At 49.0% G+C, this 24,234-nt stretch carries 18 protein-coding genes; 14 read left to right on the top strand and 4 right to left on the bottom strand.

Going from position 1 to position 24,234, the window contains the following annotated elements; all coding sequences use genetic code 11:
• Nucleotides 1-1,475 precede the first annotated feature (1,475 nt).
• From nadB to GCWU000325_RS08600, 4 genes are all read left to right on the top strand, one after another.
• Nucleotides 1,476-3,089 carry an L-aspartate oxidase gene (nadB, locus tag GCWU000325_RS08620; protein WP_006256052.1) on the top strand — a complete coding sequence of 538 codons (1,614 nt, stop codon included), beginning with the start codon at nucleotides 1,476-1,478 and terminating at the stop codon, nucleotides 3,087-3,089.
• Between the two features lie 26 nt (nucleotides 3,090-3,115).
• Entirely contained in the window at nucleotides 3,116-3,946 is an 831-nt protein-coding gene (locus tag GCWU000325_RS08615) for a LicD family protein (protein WP_006256051.1), read from the top strand.
• Nucleotides 3,943-4,668, top strand: a complete 726-nt coding sequence (locus GCWU000325_RS08610; RefSeq protein WP_006256050.1) for a glycosyltransferase family 2 protein — start codon at nucleotides 3,943-3,945, stop codon at nucleotides 4,666-4,668. Before GCWU000325_RS08615 ends, GCWU000325_RS08610 begins: the two co-directional genes overlap by 4 nt.
• Nucleotides 4,669-5,163: 495 nt before the next feature.
• Nucleotides 5,164-6,273 carry a DUF3239 domain-containing protein gene (locus GCWU000325_RS08600; protein WP_006256047.1) on the top strand — a complete coding sequence of 370 codons (1,110 nt, stop codon included), beginning with the start codon at nucleotides 5,164-5,166 and terminating at the stop codon, nucleotides 6,271-6,273.
• A gap of 379 nt (nucleotides 6,274-6,652) precedes the next feature.
• Here the strand turns inward: GCWU000325_RS08600 and GCWU000325_RS12045 are convergent, their stop codons facing one another.
• A complete protein-coding gene (locus tag GCWU000325_RS12045) occupies nucleotides 6,653-6,892 on the bottom strand; it encodes a hypothetical protein (protein WP_154646631.1) in 240 nt (79 codons plus the stop codon).
• Nucleotides 6,893-7,135: 243 nt separating this feature from the next.
• Between GCWU000325_RS12045 and GCWU000325_RS08595 the strand changes: the two genes are divergently transcribed.
• The 8 genes from GCWU000325_RS08595 to GCWU000325_RS08560 all read left to right on the top strand — a co-directional run bounded on the left by GCWU000325_RS08595 (nucleotide 7,136) and on the right by GCWU000325_RS08560 (nucleotide 19,173).
• Entirely contained in the window at nucleotides 7,136-9,250 is a 2,115-nt protein-coding gene (locus GCWU000325_RS08595) for a fibronectin type III domain-containing protein (protein ID WP_006256044.1), read from the top strand.
• 260 nt (nucleotides 9,251-9,510) lie between these two features.
• Nucleotides 9,511-9,870, top strand: a complete 360-nt coding sequence (locus GCWU000325_RS08590; protein WP_006256043.1) for an MmcQ/YjbR family DNA-binding protein — start codon at nucleotides 9,511-9,513, stop codon at nucleotides 9,868-9,870.
• 24 nt (nucleotides 9,871-9,894) lie between these two features.
• A complete protein-coding gene (locus GCWU000325_RS08585; protein ID WP_006256042.1) occupies nucleotides 9,895-10,452 on the top strand; it encodes an NAD(P)H-dependent oxidoreductase in 558 nt (185 codons plus the stop codon).
• A gap of 115 nt (nucleotides 10,453-10,567) precedes the next feature.
• Entirely contained in the window at nucleotides 10,568-10,768 is a 201-nt protein-coding gene (locus GCWU000325_RS08580; protein WP_154646630.1) for a hypothetical protein, read from the top strand.
• 212 nt (nucleotides 10,769-10,980) lie between these two features.
• Nucleotides 10,981-12,063, top strand: coding sequence for a hypothetical protein (locus tag GCWU000325_RS08575; protein WP_154646629.1), 1,083 nt, complete (start codon nucleotides 10,981-10,983; stop codon nucleotides 12,061-12,063).
• Between the two features lie 269 nt (nucleotides 12,064-12,332).
• Nucleotides 12,333-13,607 (top strand): hypothetical protein, encoded by a 1,275-nt coding sequence (locus GCWU000325_RS08570; RefSeq protein WP_006256038.1) that lies wholly within the window; start codon nucleotides 12,333-12,335, stop codon nucleotides 13,605-13,607.
• A 12-nt stretch (nucleotides 13,608-13,619) separates the two neighbouring features.
• Nucleotides 13,620-14,384 carry a DUF6630 family protein gene (locus tag GCWU000325_RS08565; RefSeq protein ID WP_006256037.1) on the top strand — a complete coding sequence of 255 codons (765 nt, stop codon included), beginning with the start codon at nucleotides 13,620-13,622 and terminating at the stop codon, nucleotides 14,382-14,384.
• Between the two features lie 328 nt (nucleotides 14,385-14,712).
• Nucleotides 14,713-19,173: a choice-of-anchor J domain-containing protein gene (locus GCWU000325_RS08560; protein WP_040599573.1), complete on the top strand. Its 4,461-nt coding sequence runs from the start codon at nucleotides 14,713-14,715 to the stop codon at nucleotides 19,171-19,173.
• Nucleotides 19,174-19,743: 570 nt separating this feature from the next.
• Here GCWU000325_RS08560 and GCWU000325_RS08550 read toward each other — a convergent pair.
• The gene (locus GCWU000325_RS08550) at nucleotides 19,744-20,106 is read right to left on the bottom strand and encodes a hypothetical protein (protein ID WP_006256032.1); all 363 of its coding nucleotides are present in this window, start codon (nucleotides 20,104-20,106) and stop codon (nucleotides 19,744-19,746) included.
• Nucleotides 20,107-20,512: 406 nt separating this feature from the next.
• Here GCWU000325_RS08550 and GCWU000325_RS08545 point away from each other — a divergent pair, with 406 nt between their 5' ends.
• Nucleotides 20,513-21,571, top strand: coding sequence for a pyridoxal phosphate-dependent aminotransferase (locus GCWU000325_RS08545; protein WP_006256030.1), 1,059 nt, complete (start codon nucleotides 20,513-20,515; stop codon nucleotides 21,569-21,571).
• A complete protein-coding gene (locus GCWU000325_RS08540; protein WP_006256029.1) occupies nucleotides 21,568-22,296 on the top strand; it encodes a phosphocholine cytidylyltransferase family protein in 729 nt (242 codons plus the stop codon). The genes GCWU000325_RS08545 and GCWU000325_RS08540 overlap by 4 nt, the downstream gene beginning before the upstream one ends.
• Nucleotides 22,297-22,363: 67 nt before the next feature.
• On the opposite strand, the gene GCWU000325_RS08535 is transcribed toward GCWU000325_RS08540, so the two are convergent.
• Nucleotides 22,364-23,281: a M48 family metallopeptidase gene (locus GCWU000325_RS08535; protein ID WP_040599749.1), complete on the bottom strand. Its 918-nt coding sequence runs from the start codon at nucleotides 23,279-23,281 to the stop codon at nucleotides 22,364-22,366.
• A gap of 36 nt (nucleotides 23,282-23,317) precedes the next feature.
• Nucleotides 23,318-24,175 carry a YqhG/Tai3 family protein gene (locus GCWU000325_RS08530; protein WP_006256027.1) on the bottom strand — a complete coding sequence of 286 codons (858 nt, stop codon included), beginning with the start codon at nucleotides 24,173-24,175 and terminating at the stop codon, nucleotides 23,318-23,320.
• Nucleotides 24,176-24,234: the final 59 nt, after the last annotated feature.

Genomic DNA, 24,234 nt, shown 5'->3' with positions numbered 1-24,234 from the left:
GATGAATAATTAAGCCAAGAGCGCTCCTCGCCCTTGCGTATGCAAAGGTAAGCATTTCTGCTGAGCCGACAAAACGCGCAATAATCGCTTGATTATAAGACAATCAGCGGCCGATTTGAAAGACCAACCCTAAGGGGTTGCCTCTTGCGGCGGACTATGGCAGGGTTGTCGCTTCGCTTCAACACCTGCCCTGCCAAAAGACCAAGCCTAAGGGCTTGTGGTGCGGGAGTGGGCTTTGGCGGTTTGATTTATCAGCATGTTCAAACGCCTATTAGCGGACATTTTGAATGACCAACCCTAAGGGGTTGCATTTTGCGGCGCATCGTGGCAGGGTTGTCGCTTCGCTCCAACGCCTGCCCTGCCAAAAGACCAAGCCTAAGGGCTTGTTTTTGCGGGTATGAGCTTTGTCGGTTAGGGTTATAATAATATTGCGTTCGTTATTTAATATTCGGGTGATTGCTTCCGTCTATTATTACCCAATCCTCGCGCATTCTCACCCGCCGATAACCCCATCGGGGTTAGTCTTTTGGCAGGGCAGTGTTGACGCAAAGCGTCAACGCTGCATCAGCAAGTAGCGGTAATGCCAACCCCTTAGGGTTGGTCTTTCAAAACAAGCCAACGCCCACCGGCGAAAACCTTGAAAGACTAAGCCTAAGGACTTGCGGTGCGGGTGTGGACTTTGGTGATTTGATTTATCAGCATGTTCAAATGAGGATAAGCGACCGATTTGAGAGACCAACTCTATGGGGTTGCACATTGCGGTGGACTTTGGCAGGGTTAAGCCGCTACGCATCTTAACCCTGCCCTGCCAAAAGACCAACCCTAAGGGGTTGTTTTGTGCATATTATTACCTATAGCCCTAATATGCCTGGTGGGAAATGGAGAAGGCTATGATTGATTCATAATGATACAATCGTGTAATCCACTTCTCCGCGCATCCTCATCTATATATACCTCGAACCCTATAGGCCAAATCAATAAAATCGGCTAAATCCTCCCAAACTCGTCCAACCTGCACGCCTCATCGTCCACAAATAACCCCATCTGGGTTAGTCTTTTGGTAGGGCAGGGTTAAAGCGAGCAACGCTTTAACCCTGCCTTAACGGACGGCCGTATTGAGCAACCCCATAGGGTTGGTCTTTCAAAAACGTCCGATGATAGAAATGCAATGGAAACAAACCTAATTATAAATTACTTGATCAACGACTTGCGTCGTTAGTGGCAGGGTTGTCGCTTTGCTCCAACTCCTGCCCTGCCAAAAGACCAAGTCTAAGGGCGCATCGTTGGGTAATAACAATTAGAGGAGTTTCCTTATGTCGAACTCACGTTAAATACAAGTGGCGGATAGTTGTAATTGATGATTTTCTGCGCTTTTCTTTGTGGGGCGCGCGGCAAGTACTACTTTTGCTTGCAAATTGTCAAAACATAGGCCGGGCAAAATAGAAACAGGCCCGAATCGGTTAAAAGTAAGCGTAATGATTCGCAAATTCGATTTTTTGGTAATAGGTTCCGGTGTGGCCGGAATGAGTTATGCATTGCAAGTGGCTGCTTCAGGAAAAGGAACAGTAGGGCTTGTCTGTAAAACAAGTATTGAAGAAGCCAACACTTCGAAAGCGCAAGGCGGCGTAGCTTCCGTGACGAATCGCATTGTGGACAACTTTGAGAAGCATATTCACGATACGATGGTGGCCGGCGACTATATTAGTGATCCGAAAGCCGTGCAGCAGGTGATTGAACGTGCGCCCGAGGGCATTTGCAGATTGGTTAGTTGGGGCGTACACTTTGATAAAAAAGCCGATGGCGAATTTGATTTGCACCGAGAAGGCGGACATTCTGAATTTAGAATCTTACATCACGCCGACGATACGGGCTATGAGATACAGCGAGGCTTGATTGAGGCCGTGCGCCGCTCGCCTAACATTACGGTAATGGATCACCATTTTGCCGTAGAGATCATCACGCAACATCATTTGGGCGTTGAGGTGACGCGAAAGACGCCTAACATTGAATGTTATGGTGCCTATGTTTATAATCCGGAAACAAAGCGAATAGATACGCTGCTTTCGCGCGTCACGGTCATTGCCACCGGCGGCGTAGGTGCTGTTTATGCTTCTACCACCAATCCGAATATTGCCACGGGCGACGGCATTGCGATGGCTTATCGCGCTAAGGCGACGGTAAAGGATATGGAGTTTGTGCAGTTTCACCCGACGGCGCTCTATCATCCGAAAGAAACGCATCCTGCTTTCTTAATAACGGAGGCTATGCGCGGCTATGGCGGCATCTTGCGCTTGCCCAACGGTGAGGAGTTTATGCAGAAATATGATGAGCGTTTGAGTCTTGCTCCGCGCGACATCGTAGCCCGTGCGATTGATCGGGAGATGAAGAATCGCGGCATAGACCACGTATGCTTAGACGTGACGCATAAAGATCCGGAAGAGACGAAACATCACTTTCCAAACATCTATGTCAAATGTTTGTCGATCGGTATAGACATTACCAAAGAGTATATTCCCGTTGCGCCTTGTGCACACTACCTTTGCGGCGGCATCAAGGTCGACTTGGATGCGCGCTCTTCGATCAATCGTTTGTATGCGATTGGTGAATGTGCTTGCACGGGCCTGCACGGCGGCAATAGGTTGGCAAGCAATTCGCTGATTGAAGCCGTAGTCTACGCAGAAAAGGCGGCGGAACATACGATAGCCCATATTGACGAATATACATTTAATGAAAGTGTGCCCGAATGGAACGATGAGGGGACGATGACTAACGAAGAGCAGGTATTGATTGCGCAAGATGTGCGCGAAGTGGGGCAGGTAATGTCCAATTATGTCGGCATTGTTCGCAGCGATTTGCGCTTGAAAAGGGCTTGGACGCGCTTGGATCTGCTTTACGAAGAGACCGAAGAGTTGTTTAAGCGCGTGAAGGCTACGCCCGACATCTGCCAATTGAGAAATATGATCAATGTAGGCTATCTCATTACGCGGCAAGCCATCGAGCGCAAAGAATCGCGCGGCTTGCATTATACCATTGATTATCCCAAGCACGCTTATGACGCTGACAGAAAAGGTGATCAGCAAAAGGCTTAAACGGCACTTATAATTTATCGACGACTATGCCCGCTTACGAAATACGTCCCTTGCAATTGCGCATCTTGGAGATTCTCCTGGCTGTAGATAAAGTGTGCTGCGAGCACGGTTTGCGTTATTATCTTTGGGCAGGGACTTTGCTTGGGGCTATACGCCATAAAGGTTTTATTCCTTGGGACGACGATGTGGACATTTGTATGCCGCGCGCGGATTATGATACTTTGATGGCGCACGCTAAAGAATGGCTGCCGGCACCTTACGAAGCGATGTCGGCCGAGACGAATGGAAAATATCCGGGTAGTTTCGGAAAAATAATCGATAGCAGCACCACCTTGATCGAGCGTGCGCATTACGCTTACCTGAGCGGTATATATATAGATGTGTTCCCCATTGATGGCGTGCCGCAAAGCGTTTGGCGCCGCCGCCTGCATTTTATGCGTTTCGAGTTTTACAAACGCATTGTCTACTTTCTCCATCGCGATCCCTACAAGCACGGTCGCGGTCCGAGCAGTTGGTTACCGCTTTTGTGTCGTAAATGCTTTACCCACGAAGGCGTGCAGCAGAAGCTTCGGCGATTGATGTTGAAATACAACTATGAAGATGCCCAACTCGTGGCCGATTATGATGATGGCTTGAAAGGCGTTTTTGCTAAAACGCTACTCGGAGAGCCTACACCCGTTAGCTTCGAAGGACACGAATTAAAAGGCGTAGCGCAATACGACCGCTACTTGACGCAGAAATACGGGGATTATATGCAGATACCTGCTGCCAATCATCAGCGCCAGCACAATTTCTACTATTTAGACTATAACCAGCCCTATCGTGCGTATAAGGATCAGCGCAATTTCCGCCTATGAATCGCCTTCCTAAAGTTACGGTGATCACCGTTTGTCGCAACGCTTTGCCTTTGCTGCGCCATACTGTCGAGAATGTCTTGCAGCAAACCTATGCGCCGCTTGAGTATCTCATCATTGACGGCGCCTCCACTGATGGTACGCCTGCTTATCTTTCTTCTCTGCAAGCCCCTTTGCAGTGGTTGTCAGCGCCGGATAAAGGCATTTATGATGCGATGAACAAGGGCGTGGCTCGCGCTTCAGGAGAATGGGTGATCTTTATGAATGCCGGCGATTGCTTTGCCGCTACTGACGTCTTGCAGCGCATATTCTCTACGCCCCGCACGGCGGATGTGATTTATGGCGACGTCTTAAAAGCTGCTGCCGATGGCGCGCCTGTTTTGTCGCGTGCACATCCCTTTACGAACGCTCATCGTATGTGTTTTTGCCATCAAAGTTCGCTTGCCCGCATCGAATGTTTGCGCGCGACGCCCTTTGACATCACCCATCCCTTCTCAGCCGACTTTAAGTTTTTCAAACTATTAGGCCATCAAGGTAAGAAGTTTGCTTACGTTGACTTCCCCATTGCGCTCTTTGATACAAGCGGCATCTCAAATCGACAACGCTCCAAGGGCCTCTATGATAATATCAAAGTCGTAAACGAAACAGACAGTTTCTGCGAACGTTTACGCCTACTTCCCCGCCTGTGGTTTGTCTACCTCCTTTGTCGCCTGCGCGGCAAATAAACGCAGTATTGAACCGATAAATTTAATTTACAACTGACGTCTACTCGCTTTTACAGATAGAGAAGGCGCCAAACGATTCTATTTCGTATCTCTTAACCCTAATTCGGGATAAGCAATGCCTGTTTTCGCCTTAAAGCAGTTTCAACAAAAGCCCAAAAGGAAGATTTTCTTTTGTATAGTTATATTTGACAAACAATTGAATAACGGGAAAGCCATCTTTTTGTTCGAGCCCAACTCATATTGTATGGCAGAAATCATCTGCCATACAATATATTTCCGTAACTTTGTCGTTGGTGATCATAGCATTTTTGCACGTTAAACGCCATAAGCCTACAACAAGTTTGCTAATCACTAAATTTACACTCTCTTATAATTCGTCGAATTCGCGTGATATAAAGGTTGGTGTATTGATTATTATTTCGTTGATAACGAGATAGTGAAGAGCGCATTGCCGGCAAAGCGGCTGATACTGACGGATCGTTAAATGAAAATGAAATGGAAAATCAGAATGAAACAGGAAATTCTTTTAACTTCTCTCGGGCCTCAAGGACAAGCGATGTAGAAGTAAATAAAGAATTGATGAAGAAATATGACGAACAAAGAGCCAAATTGATAAGATTAAGTTGGCGTCCGCTCGGCTTCTTTCTTATTATGCTTAGTCTTTCGTTGAAGCTCTACGTGGATGCTCATTGGGTATGGGGAACGTTGCCGATGCTCGTTGCCTTGTTCGCATTGTTTAGGTTTTACGCGTATCGTAATGCCGGCGGGGCCTCGGCGTATACGAGTGGTTTGCTTGTTCCGGCCATCGTCGTACGAACAAATCCTATTGAGTTGATAGCCTTGGCAGATGTCTGTTGCGACGATGCCGGGGATGAACAGTTCGCCTACAAACGTTTTGCGGTAAAGAACTTACCTTTGCATAAAGTGGTCGAAGGTGAACGAATTCCCTGTATGGCCTTATTCGGAGGGAGTACTAACGGGCAATGGGCGAACTTTGAGCCGCGGCCTTTGTGCTGGGTAACCGACGATGCGAATGCTATTAAGCATAATATCGATCGTATCGAGGAGCGCGAATGGGATATTCTGCGTAAAATTACAGATGATACAACTGCCGCTACAGATGATATCGTGCTGCTTGATGTGGATAAACATACGAGCGAAGTAAGGAGGAAAACAAATAAGATAGCATACGGAGGCTTGTCTTTCTGTTATCCCGATTCCTGGAAAATAGAAAAGGAAGAGGGGGATAACGGCATTCATTATATATATTGTGAAAAGAAAGGCGACGACTCCTCGGAGATCATATCCGTAAATGTTGTGTCGCCGCAAGTAGATGTCTTGGCGAAATTAGAGGAAACTTTAAACTCGATGAAGCAGCAGAATGTGTATCACAATATGAGTACCGAACCGGTCAGGAATGTATCTTTGCGTGATAACGATGCGATACTTTGCAGTTTTGTCTGTAGCTTTTCAAACACGAAATACTTCGGAAGAATTTATATACTTAATGTATCCGGTAAGACATTTACTGTGCTGATGCAGGATGAGGAGGATGATTTTGAGAATAAATTCAAGTTCTTTACCGATAGCTTTACTATAATATAAAGATAATGGGAGTTCGACGAACTCCCATTATCCTATGAGCTTAGACTTCCTCGAAGTTCAAAGTTATTTCCTTTATTGGGTAGGAAAGGGTCGCTATTGCAGATTCTTTCCCTTGCTTTTGTGGGGCATACTTCCGAAGCTGTGACACTTGGGATTGCTTCTTTTCAAGGTTCACAGTCGAAGTTATACGCTTTCTTATCGCTTCATCACCTTTTTGCCATTGACAATGTAGATTGCATCCTAAGCATAAGATTGATTTGGGGCGTATTTTTCGTCGTTCTACACGTAGAGACGATTGTTCCAACTAGGGGAAATTTTTTCCCAACTAGGGGAGAAAAAGATGTCAACCTGTAGAGACTTTTTTTCCTAGCTTTGGAATTTAATCGGCATTGCTGAGCGGACGGATCTGCAAGGGCAAAAATAAGACTTTTACAACTGCAGTTTTCTGCGGCGCGCGGGAAAGTGTAAGACAGATACACAGACGGTTTGCTGTATGTCCGCATCTGTCGCGGAAAGTGCCTCGCCTCATTGTGCGGCCCGACTTACTTGGCTGAACATTAAAGTGTATCGTCCCCTTTTCTGAGTATTGTGTAGCCACCCATACAGTTCTTGTCCTCATTTTTTTATATGTAATGGAATATTTCTGCTAAAAAAGTAAGTTTATTTGATTTTATCTGTATCTTTGCCATATCTGCTGTGCAAATCGCTTGTGCATATCATCAAGAGGTCGTAAAGAACTTGACAGGGAAATATCTCAAAACGACCCAAACTAACCGCTGTTGAGCCGTTTTTATGGAAAATACTTCTTGCGTGATATGCAGAAAGAAAGAGACACTAAGTAACTACCACTAATCATATCATTATGAGTAAGAACATTACACGCTTAGCGCTTTTAGCTGCCTTATCATTAGCAGTTACAAGCCCGCTTTCTGCCCAAAACAACAAGGTGGAAGCACAGACACGGACACAAAGTGGGCTGCCTAAAATCAAAATGAATCTTTCTAAGAAAGGCTCGTTCAGTATGGGTGCTGCCGGCGCTCCGCAAGCACACATTAAGAATGCTCCGAACAAGTATGGCGAAGAGCAAGTAGTCATGAAGGAAGATTTTTCTAAGATGACGGCAGGCACCCCCGAGAACCCCGATCTTGACAACAGCCTTATTAAAGATGAGTTTGAATATCCTTGGATTAACACAAAGGATGAATACTTCAACACGCCGGGCTGGGGATCCGGAAATGCTTTTTCGGCAGGCGGCGTCGTTTACCTTGCGTCAGCTCCCAAAGAAATGGCGCACATCAATACGCCGATGCTTAACGTAAGCGCTAACGGCGGCATAGCTTGGGTACGCTTTAAGGCCCGCGCTAAGAGTGCTGAAGAGCTTCCTGTGGTGATGGTCGAAGCAGCTGAGACGCACAATATGTCGCCCACGTGGGATATGATGGGCAGCGCACAGCTTCCGCAAATCAGTGAGCAATGGCAGGAATACACGATGTATTTCTATGGCGGCGGTGAGTACTCTATCTTTAATATTGTATCCGTAGGTGCACCCGTATATATTGATGACCTTGAAGTGTTTACCGTTAAGCAACACGTAGCTACGCCTACTATGCTTCCTTACTCCAACTATCAAGGCACGAGCTTTGATGCCAACTGGACGGCTGTAGAAGGCGCAACAGGCTATAAGGTTAATGTGTACTCTATCAACAAAGAGACGAGCGAAACCGAATATCTCTTCAAAGAACAGCCGGTTACGACAAACATGTTCCACGTAACAGGCGCAGAATCCGGCAAGACTTATTTCTACAACGCATCAGCAACCAAAGATAGCTATGAATCTATTCCGTCAGCACAAACCTACGTCTTTGACCTCGTTGCTCCGGAAATGCAAGCTGTAAGCGACTTTAACGGCAGCAAGTATACGGCCACTTGGAGCGCTGTGCCTTCGGCTGAACGCTACAACTACATTGCTTACTACGACCGCAAGGCAACGCAGACCGGCGAATTTGTTGTGACGCAAGAAGACTTTACCGACGTAAGAGACTCTGAAGGAAACTTGACCGGATGGACAAAGGAAAATCCCAGCAATAATTCATACGGCGAATTTTATATTCCGGAATTGAAGCAAGGCGGCTGGAAAGGTACTAACTATGCACCTTATACGGACTACATCTGCTTGGATGGCTGGCAATATTACCATAACCACACCGATGCAGGCCTCATTTCTCCGGAGTTGGATATGTCGAAAGATGGCGGTAAGTTTACCGTAAAAGTAAAGCTCGCAGGTGCTGCTACGACGGCCCTTGACAAAGACGGCAAGGAAATCACTGTAAATACACAAGCTGCTTTCGCGCTCTTCAACTATGATGAGACGATCGGCGACTATAAGCAGGCTGAGTTGATCTATCCGGAAGGCTATCCCAAAGCGGTAACCAACGATTGGAAAGAATTTACGATCAACTTTACCAAGGGTACGAAGAAGTCTATCATCGGTATCTACGCCGTTTATGCTGACGAGCACCTCTATGTTGATGACCTCAAGATCACGCAAAACTATCAAGCCGGCGAGAGCTTGAACGATCCGTTCCGCTATCTCAGATGGGTTGATGGTACTTCTGCTGAGGTTACCGTGCCCGGCTTTGCCGACAAGTCAATGATTACGCACCGCGTATCTGCTTACAAAGTTAACGCTGACCGCAACGTAAAGAAGAGATACGCAGAAAGTCCCTACTCAACGCTCCGCGAAGTAGGTGTATTCGACGGCATCAGCAACGTAAGCCTCACAAAGGCACTCGTACAGCTTGATGGCAACGACGTGTGCATAAATAACGTTAAGGGTGAGAACGTACAGATTTATACGGCAGCAGGTCAGTTGATTTACAACAACCAAGCCGGAGATAAAGATCTTCGCGTTCGTCTCGCAGCGCGCGGCGCTTATGTAGTGAAGGTAGGCAACCAGTCTGTAAAACTCGTCTTCTAAACGAGTAGAAAAAATATGAGTAAGCCGTCGGATTTATTTCCGGCGGCTTATTTTGTTACTTAGCGCCTGCATCTATCGGCGCTCAATTGATACTTATAACATAGCAATTGCCCTTTCTTTGCTATCTATTCTTCTTAAGAAATAGGCATCGGAAAGATAAAAAGTATAGAGAGGCAATGTTTATATAATTAAAGAGTCATTACCTTTGCGATCATAAGTACTCGGTTTTTAAGTAGATTAAAGTTGCAGCTTAGTAGAATATGGATATAGAAGAATTGCGAGCATATTGTCTGTCGTTTTCGCCCGAAGTAGAGGAGAGGTTTCCTTTCCGGCAGTTTAAGGCCGCTCAAAACGTATTGGCTTTCTACATCAGCGGGCATATTTTTTGCTTCTTCGACATTAACGACTTAACACATGTCACCTTGAAGTGTCAAAAGGAAAAGATTGATGAACTTATAGCGCAGTATGATTACATTGACCATCCTTATAACGGGAATGCCAAATATTGGATAGGTATTGATGCACACCGCGCAGATGCACGCCTGCTTAAAAAACTCATAAAAGACTCCTTCAGCATAATTGTCGATAAGTACAAGAAAGCCGGGAGGCAAACTAAATAACGCCCTATTAAAAGTAAAAGAAAAATGGACACAAAAACTTTAGGAAACGTACTGCTCGTTACCGGACATACGTATGAGCAACTTTCTTTAGCAAACAAGATGATCGTGAAAGGGATCAAGGAGCGCATTCCGGCGCTCAAGGAAGATAATCTTGCGCAACTTTATCCTGACTTTCGCATAGACGTAAAGGCCGAGCAAGAGAAGCTGCTTTGGGCAGATACGATTATCATTCAAGTGCCGCTCTTCTGGTTCTCTATGCCTTCCATCATTATGCGATGGATAGAAGAAGTATTTCAGCACGGTTGGGCATACGGAAGCACTGGCAAAGCGCTGGAAGGAAAGAAGGTTCTCGTAGGCATCACGTCGGGCTCGCAGAAGGAAACTTATGAGAGTGGGGCAGTCGGGTTGACCGTTGCTGATTTTGACCAACGCTTCAAGACGATCTTTTCATTCTGTAAAATGAATTATCTGGGATTGGTACTTAGTGGCGGCTTCCTCAATGTAGGCGATGGAACGGCCGAAACCGCATTCCCGCCAATGGCTGAAAAGCATGTGAAAGATCTCATGCGCAAGTTGGTATAAGTTTTAAGCGCAAAGATACGCTGGAATCTTATACACGGCTGCCTTCGCTTTTGCGAGGGCAGCCAGTATTGCTGCGTCTTCACGTGCGATGCGCAGCACGGTATATAAATATTGTATGCAAATCTTTGCATTCTCCTTACCTATGGAGCGCAATAGGCAGGGAGAATGGAAGATTCCGGCAGACTCTATGGCGATGGCTCGCTTCTCGTCAGACTTCTTCATCGAAGAAATGGATGCGACAACTCGCTATGTAGTTAAGAAAAGAACACGACAAGCGTATTTGAACTTAGCAAATAAACTTGTCAAAGAAGAATGAAATTAAGAAACCAAAGTTGTCAACTAATTCCAGGACATTACAAATTATAAATCCTAATTTTCCCCATCAAAACATAGTTTCTTCCGGCTGATCCCTTAATTTTGCAAGTGCAGCCGGGCAGTTGGCCTGCTGCAAGTAAGATAAAAAGGTTTGATTTGATGATGAAGATAAGGACAATTCTACGCAAATGCTTCCTGTGGGCGGTGGCGAGTATGAGTATACTTATGCTAAGTGGTTGTTTCCCGAGTTTCAATACGAGCGAGGAGGTTATGAGCTATCTCAAGAAGAAGTTTCCCGACCAGCAGATTGTACTTTCTCCTGAATATGATACCCATCGTAGCTTAAATGAAAATTGGCGCACTTGGTCCTTCCGGCTATCAGGCTATCCTAAGGACACCTTTCAAGTGGCCAGTCGTATCAAGAGTCTCTCTCTTCTAATACCGAAAAAGCATAGAGAGATTATCGACAACTTTGGCAAGGTCGTTACTTTGCGCTGTGAGCGAGAGTTTGAGCAAGGGGTTTTGCCTACTTTCGATAGGTCGACGCGCAGCCTTTGGCGTGGCTTTCCGCGCGAAGGCTTCTCGCTGAAACCAGCCGAGATGGAGATAAGTTCGATTAATGATATTCGGCGTGTAAAGCATTTGATCGAAGCCTTTGAGAACCTTCTGCGTAAAGAGAAGTCTACCGAAGTTACCATTTATAAGTTGCACATGAGGACGGGTATCAACCGAATAGTGAGGCTAAAAAAGATTAGCGATCTATTCTTTGATAAAATATGGAATAGGAAAGAGAAGGAAAAAGAGAAGGAGGAAGAAGAGAAGCTTTATTATCTTGAGTATTACATCTATGGTTGCATGGATTTGCAGAAACAGTGTCAGATCTTTTACAACAATGTGATGGTGTATTATCAGCAGATGGCCACCCAAGGCAATGGTGTCAACGATAAAAATATGCAGGCGTGGGCCGAGGAGCAACTAAAGCTTAAGGCGAGTTTGCCGGAGTTATCTCCCAAAGAGCGCGATTCACTCCGCAATTTGCTTGTCATTGCTGATACTCGGGTCACTTCGGTATTTATCGATACGGGGCAAAAGCCCTATATGTTGGTGACGCAGTCGAATATTGACGACCGCCCCCACAGTAGCGGCATCTTCTTTACCTATCCGCAGATGCGGGCCTTTTGCATAGCAAGCGGCTTGCGGGTGAATGGCGATTGGGATCACTTTACATTGATGGGCGCTGATGGGCGTATCTACGAATTTTCTATCACCTTCTATAAAAAAATAAAGACGGCGTAGGGTATAAGGATGACACTTGCTACTATATGCGAGAAGGGAAACAAGTCGTGATACCGGGATTTTGTAGTCCTAAAGCATGCATCAGCGAAGCCCTTATACGCCAAGTGACCGGGCGCGATGTCAGAAAAATGATCGTGCACGAAGTGAAAGAGTAGAGTGCCTTCACCCTTTGGTTGACTCTCAAAGCTTCCGGCTGATTCCTTCTTGCCGCCTGTGCGGCCGGTCGCTATGCCGACTGTGTAAATACGATAACATTAGTTTATGTGACGATGACAATAAAGATATTTCTACACAAGATCCTTTTGTGGGCGGTAGTCGTTTTAGGCATATGCTTGTTGAGCGGTTGTTTCCCCGGTTTTAATTCGCGCGATGAGGTTATGGCCTATCTCAAAAAGAAGTATCCCGACCAGCATATTGTGCTTTCTTCCAAATATACGACGAAGCGAAGCTTAGTGAGAGATTGGCGTATCTGGTCCTTTACCCTATCGGGTAATCCAAAAGATACATTTCAAGTGGCCAGCTATATCCAGAGTTATCCCGTTCCGATGTTGAAGACAGAACGAAGCATTTTCGACAATTTCGAAAAAGTCGTGGTTTTGCGTCGATCACGCGAATTTGAACAAGGCCCTTTGCGGACGCTCGATGCGCCGACGCGCCGCCTTTGGCATAGCTTTTCTTCCTCAGAATTCTGGCTGAAGCCCCTCTACATAGACTTAGAGACGGTCGATGACGTATGGCGCGCCAAGCACTTGATTGACCTCTTCGAGCAGTTTTTGAGCGAAGAGATAGTAGAGAGCGATACCCGCTATTTCCTACGTATGTATATTCAAGGCCCTTGTTATGCCTTGTTGCCGAACAGCGATAGCATCAATTTTGTGAGTGGCCTGACCATAGCAAAGCCCGGCGAGAAGCGGCCTTATTATATACAGTTTCAGATCTATAATCAGATTAATCGGCAGGTCGTGTGTCAGCAATTTTACAACGAAGTGATGAGCTACTATCAGCTTATGGCCGCCGAAGGCAACGGCGTTAACGCGATAAACATGCAGGCGTGGGCAGAAGACTACCTTCAGCAAGTAGCGCGCCTGCCGTCGGCAACGCCGCAAGAGCGCGATACGCTGGAAACATCGCTTGGCATTAAAGATAAAGGTGATGGCTTTCTATTTATCGATACGGGTCAAAAGCCCTATATGTTCGTCTTCTCTTCGGAGCGTAAGGAAGGCTCAGAGAAGACGATCTTCTTCACCTATCCACAATTGCGATCCTTCTGCCAACAAAGCGGCTTACAGGTCAAAGGAGCCGGCAACCATTTCAGCGTCACGAGCATCGACGGCCATCGCTACGAGTTCTCTACCACCTTCTATATAAAAGGCAAAGACGAGTTTAACTTCGACGTTTACACCTGCTACTATCTGCGAGATGGGCAGAAGGTCGTGATGGAAGATATTTGGAGTCCTCAAGAGTGCATCGACGATGTCCTCATCCGCCGCATAACGGGGCGCGACGTAAAGTCTATGGTCGTGCACACCGCAGATAAACAATAACACTTTACCCAAATGTTTAAAGTATATGATAAGATAAAAGATGCGTTTAGCGCCTTCTTGGGCGCACTGCTCCTGCTCCTCTTTGCCGGAGGCTCGGGCTGGATGGCCTTCATAATGTTTCAGCGAGGATCGTGGCTCATCGGTGCGATCGGCGTAATAGGCGCTTTGTTTTTCAGTTCACCCTTGTGGGCCGGCCTCTTTATCACCAAGAAAGAGCCCGAGCCGGAGCCCGTGGTCACGAAAGTAGATTGGCCCACAGACAAGGCCGCCTTGCTCAAACTGGCGCAGACCGTTGCCGGCGACGACGCCGAGGTGATGCAGCTCGTTAAGGATAGTTTGGCGTCGCCCGAAGCCTTCTATGCCGCCCGAAGCGAGCCGGAGGGCGAATATGCCGACGAGTATTATGAAATGTTGGACACCTATAAAGACAAGCCCGATACTTTGCGCAGCGAGGGACTGCTTGTCTTGCTGGAAGAATTGCGCGTTATCGTTCGGTTCGACTGGAAAGCCGATTTGGATAGCTTTCAGGGGATGATGCCCAGGCTCAAGCGCGTACAGCGTTACGGCCTAAACCTTTCCGATGCGCCCTTAGACGAGGCCGCCTACGTCCCGCGTTGGTGCGAAGCGCTCGATAAGTTTTGGAAACCGAAGCATTATCATACGCTGCTTATCGACACCCAAAGCGACGAATATGTCGTAGCCATTGCGCCCAACCGCCCATCTTCTGCCAAGGCCAAAGCATCGGCAGCAAATCCGGCGTCGGTGTCCACGACTTAAAATTAACCAAACGCATCTTCCTGCTACTTTGCGGCGGCCCATCAGGCCGCCGCAAAGCGTATCAAGAGAACTCCGGTCGCGCCAAATAAGGCACTTAAGCATAAAAAAATGGCAGTATAGCCGAAAAAATACAACAAAATACGTAGTTTTTCTTGTAGGATTTGTACTTTTGTCCAATCTCGTGGCGCGTAATGTCGGTATACTGTAGCATTGATAAAGCGTTAGCCTCGATTTGCCTTGTGATGGCTACCGAAAACTAACCACGTGTGACATCGCTTTGCCTAAACCTAATTCAGCGCTACAGTGTTCAAATCTTTTGCCACTCGTTATGCATTTACGATTTGCCCATTTTCTGGTGAGTTGCTTGGCTTTTGCCGGTAGCTTGCCCATCTTCGCGCAGTCGCCGACAAAGCTTTCACAGCGCTTGCCGCTTTTGCGCACCAACGTTTTGCGTATTCCCTTTGTCGCCTCACAAGGCCTCCGGCGACCCGCTGCGGCTATCCGCACCCTTCCCGCGCCTTCGCCGGCTGAAAGTAAGTTGCGCCCGATGAACCCTACGCCCCGGTCCTTGCAAAAACCCATATTGCGCCAACTCTTAGGTGCAGCCGCCGGTACCGAACTTTGGGCGAATGTTGTTTCCGACCAATATAAAGGTATCTATGCCTTTAGTCCGGCTACCAACGTCCATTTCTCTCGGTTGGCCGCCTATAGTAAAGCCTCCTTTAATGGCGGTGCAGCCATTGTCGATGGCCGTATGCACGGCATTTTCTACGACCTTAGTTACGCCGATATGGGCATTATTATGGTCTATCATTATGCCTTTGACATCGAAACTTGGGCCTTGGACATTCCCCCTCATCAATTAGAAGACATTTCCCTGATTGCCCAAGAAACCGCCACTGATCCGAAGACCGGCGAAGTCTTTGGCGCATTTCTGCGTAAGGACGGCACGGGCTACGAATGGGGCGTTATAGATTACCTCACGCTGACCCGCACCAGCATTGCCCCCGTTGAGCACATTTATATTGCGCTCGGCATCGACAAAGACGGAAAGGCTTACGGCGTCGCTACGGATGGCAACCTCTATGCCATAAATCGCACGAACGGAAAAGAAACCTTGGTCGGCCCGACGGGTGTTTCCTTGGCCGATGCTGACGGAAAAGTGCGCTCGCAATGCGGCGAGATCGATCCGAAAGATAATACGTTCTACTGGGCTTCGACCAATGGCGAGCACCATACGGACTTATACAAAGTCAGTCTCGACAACGGACAAGCCACGCTGCTGGGTAGTATCGGCAATGAGGTTACGGTGACCGGTATGGTCGTGCCTAAGCCCAAAGCGGCCGATGATGCGCCGAGCGCGGCCACAGATTTGCACGCGCAATTCGCAGCGGCAGCCACGGCGGGCCAACTTTCCTTCACCGCGCCTACAACAACTTACGGCGGTAGTGCGTTAAGTGGCGAACTTTCCTATAATGTTTATGTCAACGACGCCGCGCCGCTGACGGGCAAAGTCAATGCCGGTAGCAGCGCTGTCGTGCCGGTGCAAGCTCGCGAGGGAATGAACACCTTCGTCGTTACGCTTACGAATGCTGCGGGAGCGAGTCCGAAGGCGCGCCTTTTGGCCTATGTCGGCTATGATACGCCGAAGCCCATCGAAAAACTGACGTTGAATGTCGATGCTGCGCGTCGCGCCGACTTAACTTGGACGGCGCCGACCGCCACTGAGCACGGCGGCTTCCTCGGTGCGCTTACTTACGACTTGATCCGCATTACCGGAACAGACACGACGCAAGTGGCCAACGGTATCTCCGATGTTCACTTTGCGGAAGTCTTGCCCGAAGGCCCGCTGATGGGCTATCGCTACGCCGTGAGAGCACATAATCAATCGCAGGTTACGACGTGGACAAACAGCAACAACGCTGTAGTCGGCTCGCCCATAGAGCCGCCCTTCTTCGATGAGTTTGCCAATGCGGCCGATGCAGAATTATACACCGTTATCGACAATAACAACGACCAAGCTTCTTGGGCTTGGGACAAAGATCCTTATACCGAACAGACGGCCTATCGTTATCATTGGAGCGATACGGAAAAAGCCGACGACTGGTTGCTCCTTCCGCCGCTCCGCTTGCGGGCAGGCACGGTTTATACCTTCCAATTCAAAGCCAAATCCAACGGTACGGATTATACCGAGCGCTTTGAGGTAAAATGGGGGCAAGCGCCCAACCCCGCAGGCCTCACGAAGGTGATCTTAAACCCGACGGAGGTGAGCACAGATGAGTATCAAACGTTCACCAACGAGCTTCATCCGCAGGCCGACGGCACGTATTACATCGGCTTCCACGCATTGTCCGATGCTGGCGGCTATTATCTGCACATCGACTCTGTAAGCATTGCCGCGCCCGTTGCTGCTGCAGCGCCCGCAGCCGCAGAAAACTTAAAGGGCAAGGCGGATCCGTCCGGCAAACTCCTCACGACGCTCACTTTCGACGCGCCGAAGTTGAAGGTAGATGGGACGGCGCTTAGTAATATCGAGCGTATCGAAGTGCGCAATGGGCTCCGACTCGTCAAGGCCTTTACGCAACCTGCGCCAGGCGCTTCGCTGACTGCTACGGACAATCGGGCGACGACCGGCGACAACGTCTACACCGTCATTGCCTTTAATGCCGATGGTGCCGGCGCTACGGCGACCAAGAACATCTACGTGGGTCAGGACCAACCCGCCACGCCCGTCATCGCTGCCGAGGATTTGACTAACGCCGTGCGCCTCTCTTGGCCCGCAGTCGGCGGTGCGAACGGCGGACTCGTCATTCCTGAAGAAGTGACCTACAATATATATAATGTACGCGACGGCGGCTATCGCGGAGATCTGATCGCAACCGTAACGGGCGGCAAGACGAAGTACGTCGTGCCCGATCAGAAGACCGCCGAAGGCAACCAGCGCTACGCGCAGTGGGCCATCAGTGCAAAAAACAAGGCCGGCGAAAGCGGATATGGCGTTGGCTCGATCATCGTAGGTAAGCCCTACGCACTACCTTTTCACAACAGTTTCAAAGGTAGCTCTACCGAAGGCCAGCTTATTGCGCTCGAGACGCCCGATGGCAACGTGGCTTGGGAAATCAGTAGCAAGGAAGCCGTAGATGCCGATGGCGGCAGCATCGTCTTCAATCCTGATCGCGCAGGTTCGTCTGTGATCAGCACAGGTAAGATTTCTTTGCAGGGTGCAGCCCATCCCAAACTGATTTTCGACCACAAACAAGTTGGGCAAGTGCCGGGTCGCTTGGAGATCAGCATACGCAAGAAAAACCAGAAGGGAGAAACGCTCCTTCGCAGCTTTGATTATACGCAAGCCGGTGTGAGTCAGGCCGAATGGCATACGGAAGAGATCGACATACCACAAGAATATTTGCAGGAAGAATACATCTTTGTGCACTTTGCGGCCATTGCTACGGCTTCGATGAAAGAAACGCCGCTCTACGTCGACAATATCAACCTCGCCGAACCTGTTGCCAAGGATGCGGAGATCACGCTCACGGCGCCCAAGTCGGTATTGAAGGGCCAAGACCTGCCACTTTCGCTCAAGGTGGCCAACAAAGGTTTGCAGGATCTCCCCAAAGTGCAGGTGAAGGTGCAGATCAACGGTAAGCAAGTTTTGGAACAAGCCGTTGAGGGCGGACTCGCGCGCTTCAAGGAGGCGACAATTCCGGTCAATTATCGGACGACGTCGCTCGATGCTGCCACGACCCTGTCCGTAGTGGCTGAAGTCGTGGCTGATGGCGATGCTTTGGCAGCCAACAACGAAGCCCGCGCCGAGGTGCAGGCTATTCAGGGCAACGTGCCCACGCCGCGCGATCTTGTACTCAAATATAAAGATGCCGCAAAGGTCGAATTAGATTGGGCCGCGCCCCCTGTAGAATACGTTACGCTGACCGACGACTTTGAAGCCTATGAACCCTGGGGCACAAGCTTTGGCCGTTGGTCCACGATCGATGCGGATAAGGGCTACGCCTGCCCGCTTTCTAAAAACTCGCGCTATCCGCACCAGCAAGAGCAGTTTGCTTTTATGAATTGGCAGCCCGGAGATCTTTACGGATCCGGCCAAGGCCTTGACCCCCATTCCGGTACGAAGGCACTCGTAGCCGTTTATCAGACGGATCAGACGGGAAAGACTTACGTAAAGGCTGACAACTGGCTCATCAGTCCGCCGCTTTCAGGCAAAGCGCAAAAGATTCGTTTCTACGTCAACAACTATGCCGGCAAGGACTTCGGAAATGAAGAGTTCCAAGTGCTGGTTTCCTCAACCGATAAGGCGCAGGAGAGTTTCCAACTCATTGGCGATATTTACACGCAGTCAAGCGGCAATTGGACAGAGATCAATGTAGACCTGCCCGAGGGTACGAATTATTTCGCCATTCGCCATACGACGAGCGCTGATCAGGCATTCTTGTTTATGATCGACGACATTACGTATGAGGGCGGCAATACGCCTACGGGCTATCGCGTATATTGCGACGGTCAATACTTGGGCGCAGCCGAACAACCGGGCTATACCGATACGCAAGCGAAGGCCGACGGGCAACACACGTACAGTGTGACGGCTGTATATGCCGATGCTTCTGAATCGTTGCCCATAGTGCTCGACGTCGTCACGGCCTTGATTGCGCCCAATGCTTCGCCCGCGCATACGCCGATTGTCTATGACGTTCACGGTAAGCGTGTCGATGCAGCGCGCTCCCAACTCCCGCGCGGCGTGTATGTGATTAACGGCAAGAAAGTTGTCATCAAATAAGCGCAGTCGGCGCTATATCTGAACCCTTTAACCGCTGCAAGGCCTCACAAGCTTTGCGGCGGTTAAGCGTATGCGCCCCTTTGGCTTTATGCCGCGCCATCACGCCGCGGCAAGCCCTGCCTTTCGTTGGCCTCCGTGCCCTTTGTATAGGCGACCCTTCCGCTCGCGACCGCCCTTAGGCAGCCTTGCCGCCACGACCGACGTAGAGAAAAAGCCGTCCCGCGCATGGCCGCCCGCCGCCTGCTTGCTTTCTGCGCCCCGAGCTTGCCCTTCGTGCGGCTTCGTCCTCGCTTGGGGCGTTTGCGCTCACGAGAAAAAAGATGTACGCTCGTGATGAAAAGACCGTGCGCTCACGATGAAAAAGGTCTACGCTCGTGAGCGTACACCAAAAAGGGCAGGCGGCGGCGCTTATTGGTCAAGCTTTGTTTGTCAAAATGTTGGTTCTGCTTGCGCTTAAGTCGTAGGGCGAGCAGCCAAAAAAAGTGGTGCACCTCGCAGCGTATCACTAAAAAATGTAAAAATAGAAAGCTCAAAAAACGTGAAAAGATATAGGCCTGCTGATGGCCCTATCTAAAACTTCGTTTTGTTGGTTTTAATAAACAACATCTCATTGAAGTAAAAGGAATATCCACCCACGATGGCGTGCTGATTGCCGGCGGTGAGCAGATGCTCTTCGAGCGTGTACGGATATGAGGCTATGAGGTGTTTTTTACGGCCGTCAGCGCTCAGTGCATAGTAGGTAAGCGTTTGATTTTTAAAGTAAAGTACGGCTTTTTTAATGCTTTTGGGATCTTGATCTTCTTGTGAAAATTCGTGCTCCCACACAGTGTCTTCCAAGGACGCCGTTGCGGGCTTAAAATCACAACCTGAAAAGAGTGTAAAGCAGGCTGCCAACAGCAATAGTTGGCTATATTTTTTTATAATTGTACCCATGATGATGCAAGTTTGTAAATGCAAAAATAAAAATAAATCTAAACGAATGCAAATTTTAGGTCTGAAAAATGTTAGCTCTTTTGTTTGAAGCGCTAATTTTAGCAGTAGCGCACAAGAAATTCAAAGTCTATGTATCATTTTTGCAACGTAGGCTTCGGCTTACCCCTTGTTTTGTCCCGCTTTTTCGATGTAAAACGTAGCGTCGTCGCTTGTTGTCACAAGAATAAGCCATCGCCGTCAGAGACTTAGGGCATTTTAAGCCGGATAGTGATTTCTCCGCGTTCGTTTTTCGCCCGTTACCGATGCGGAGCAGTATGTTTTTGCTGATACAGAAGGATTTTCGCAAGCATCACCCCCGCCCCTGCGGCTTTTTATGTAACTTTGTCGGCATAAATGTGATAGAAATATGGCTGACGATATAAATTACTTAGATCGAAATGAGTTTAACTTCGAGCCTTCTCCGGAAGTAGTCAAAGCCCTTAAAGACTTCGACGTCAACAAACTGTGCTTCTACACGCGACTTTACGATGAAGGGAAGAAAAGCATTTTCTCGATTGCGCTCGCTGAAGATTATGGTGTGGACGAATCGCAGGTCGTCTTGGGCTATGGGGCCGAAGACATTTTGAAGCAGGCTGTGCACTTCTTTCTGACCGAAACGCCGGGGCGTAACACGATGCTCATTCCGCAATATTCTTGGTGGTATTATCAGTCGATCGCGGATGAGGTCAACGGGCGCACACTGCAATATTCCGTCAATGAGGAGGAAGATGGTTTCGCTTACGACTTCGAAGCACTGCGCCGCAGCATTGAGGAGCATCAGCCGAAAGTGGTGCTCGTGGCTTCGCCCAATAATCCGACCGGAAACGGACTGACGCCCGATGAATTGGATCGATTGGGGCAATTTACGCCGACTGATACGATTATTTTGGTAGATGAGGCTTACGCTTCTTTCGTGACGGACGACGTAAGCTATATCGCACGACTCGTAGGCCGATATCCGAACATGATTTTCTGTAGGACGCTCTCGAAATTTTACGGCTTGCCGGGCTTGCGGATGGGCTTCGCCTTCGTGGGGCGCTCGGAAGAGATGGAGAAATTCTGCCGTTATGCGAACAAATATTTGGGCTACGATCGGCTGGCTGAGGACATCGCCGTGGCTGCCTTGCACTCGGAAGAACATTATCGACACGTGGCGGCCGTTATGAACGATGCGCGACGTATGTATAAGGAGGAAATCGGCCGATTGCCGGGTTTTAAGGTCTATCGATCGGTGGCTAACTTCATCTTGATCAAATATCCGCCGGCCTTAAAGGACGCGCTGCAGCGCGCTTTCGCACAAGCGCACTACAAAGTGAAGTTTATGAACGAGCCGGGACTGGAAACGCACCTCCGCATAACGCTTGGTCGCGCCAAGCAGAATCGTGAGGTGGCTGACGTGATACTTAAAATCGCGCAAGCCCAATGATCGCCGTTATTCTTGCGGCCGGAATGGCTTCGCGTTTGCGGCCGCTGACCAACGATCGGCCGAAATGTTTGCTGGAAGTAGGCCGGCGCACGCTTTTGCAGCGCACGGTCGACGCTTTGTTGGAAGCCGGAATGCGGGAGTTTGTCGTTGTCACGGGTTATCGTGGAGAGATGATCCGCCAATTCTTGACCAAGCAATATCCGGATCAGACTTTCCACTTCATAGACAATGCCATTTACGACAAAACCAATAACATCTACTCGCTGTGGCTGACTTGCCCTTTCACGGATGGGAAAGATTTTCTCTTACTCGATAGCGACATCCTTTTTGATCCAGCTTTGCTACGGCCGCTTTTGGATACGCCGACGACGGCTTTGGCCGTCAATCGCCACGAGTTGGGCGAAGAGGAGGTGAAGGCGGTTGTAGACGAGGCGGGCCAAGTGGTAGGCATCGGCAAACAATATGCGCCCGACGAAGCCTTTGGCGAATCGGTCGGTATCGAAAAGATGACGGCCGATTACAGTGTCGCGCTTTTTGAAACATTAAGCCCGATGATTGAAACAGAGGGTTTGGTCGACGTGTTCTATGAAGCCGCCTTTCAGCGTCTGACTGAAGCGAACCATTTCTTTAAGGCGATTGACACCACTTCGTTTTTCTCGATCGAACTCGACACTGTAGAAGATTTTCAACGCGCCCAAGAACTCATACCTCCCCACTTATTTTAAGGCGAATCCGATTGTCGGACCCGCCTTTTGAAATTTGAAAGTCTGTTTGTCGATTCGGCAAGCGGACTTATCGTTTCTTGCTGCCTTTGCGCAAGCCGGAGAGATTGTTGTATGGGACTGTTTTAACGCCGGATTGCGTCTTGGGGGATGATTTCCCGGTTGGCGTCGTCTCCTTTCCCGTATAATATTTCATAGCTTCAGGCATTGCGCGCTGAAGTGCCGCAATGCGGGATTCGTGAGAGGGATGGTCGCTCATAAATTGCGGAACGCTCTGCCCGCCGCCTGCATTCATACGCTGCCAGAACGCGACTGCCTCTTGCGGATTATAACCTGCGATGGCCGCAAATATGAGTCCCATATAATCAGCTTCGCTTTCGTTTTTACGAGAGTAGGGCAGCATCACACCATATTGCGCCCCGAGGCCGTAAACTTGTTGACCCAGTTCCTGCGTGGCTTGAGATGCGCCGCTGCCGCTTAGGATTAGTCCGAGCGCGGCGGCACCATATTGCGCTTTTAGTTGGGAACTGAGGCGCTCGGCGCTATGACGCGCCACAGCGTGTGCGATTTCGTGACCCAAAACTATGGCCAGCGCCGTCTCGTTCTTTGTGATCGGCAGCAGACCTTCGTAGACTACGATTTTCCCGCCAGGCATACAGAACGCGTTGGCCGAATTGTCTTGCACGAGGTTAAACTCCCAGTGATATTGCTTCAACTCTTCGCCCTCGCCGTGTTGGTTCAGATAAGTCGTAACCGCGTTGGCCAGTCGCCGGCCCACACGTTTGACCATCGCCGTATTGTTTGCGTTGGTCGAAAGTTTGGCTGTCCGCATATACTGTTGGTATTGCTGGTTGGCCAAATTCATTACTTGTTCGTTAGATACCAAAAGGTGTTGCTTACGTCCCGTAATGGGGACGGTCGAAGTTGTGCCGCAGCCTACCAAGAGCAAGACCAGGGGCAGCAAGACTAAGCGTTTTATGAATTTCATCGCTTTATTGTTCATATTAGTTTGATGATTCGCTTTTTATATCGTAGGTTCGTCATCGACCGCGGGAACGCCGTCGTCGGAGAGCTCGTTTATGTCAGCTATTCGATAGCCTTCCGGAGTCTTTTCTACCTTTATGATGTACACAGTTTCGATGTCGCCCATCTTCACGAAGCGCACACAAACCTCCTGATCGTCCCATAGCTTGACGGACATCGACTTCAGCGCACTGCGGTCAAAGTCGTAGCCGTGCAAGATCAGATCGTAATGTGTAAGAACCGGTTCTTCACCCGCCTCCGCCGCACTATCGAAGACCTTTTGCAGGGATTTTGTCAGATATTTTTCGCGCAATCGTTTGGCTTGCTCGGGCGCATCGACGTCCATAGCCGCAAATGGTGTGGCGTAGTTTTGATAAAAAGTCTCGACAAACTTGGTCGGCGAACTCTCATCTATGGCTTTTGGCGCGGCAAGGGGGCTGATCAGCTTCCCCAAATCCTCTTCCCAAGTCGTGGCGATATAAGCCAGTTGCCAGCGGCCCTCGATTTGCTCCGGATAGACGGGAATACATATTGTTTCCATTAGCAAAGTATCCTCCAAACAGTTCGTAAAAGAGGCGACAAACCAGCCGTTTTTGCTTGCTCCCACACAAAACGATTTACGCATTTCAGGCGTAATCTCCTTTGTCAGCGTAAAAGGGTCGACGTTCATCTCAGCCCGTAAACGGCGGGCCTTAGCTGCGAGGCGCGGGGTGAGCATTTGGAGCGCCGAGTCCCGGATTCTACTATCCTCGCTCAGGTATTTTTCGTAAAAGCTACGAACAAAATCTTCGCCCGACGTTTGTGCGCTTACTGAAAGCGCGAACAGCAGGGCAGAACATAGTAATAACGTTCGTCTCATAAGGCATTTATATCTCGTTGACTAAGCAAAGATACGTTTGAAATAGGAAATGCGAATCA

Origin of the sequence: Alloprevotella tannerae ATCC 51259 (assembly GCF_000159995.1) — a bacterium.
Taxonomy (GTDB): Bacteria; Bacteroidota; Bacteroidia; order Bacteroidales; family Bacteroidaceae; genus Alloprevotella; species Alloprevotella tannerae.
This window is presented reverse-complemented; position numbering and strand designations above follow the sequence as displayed.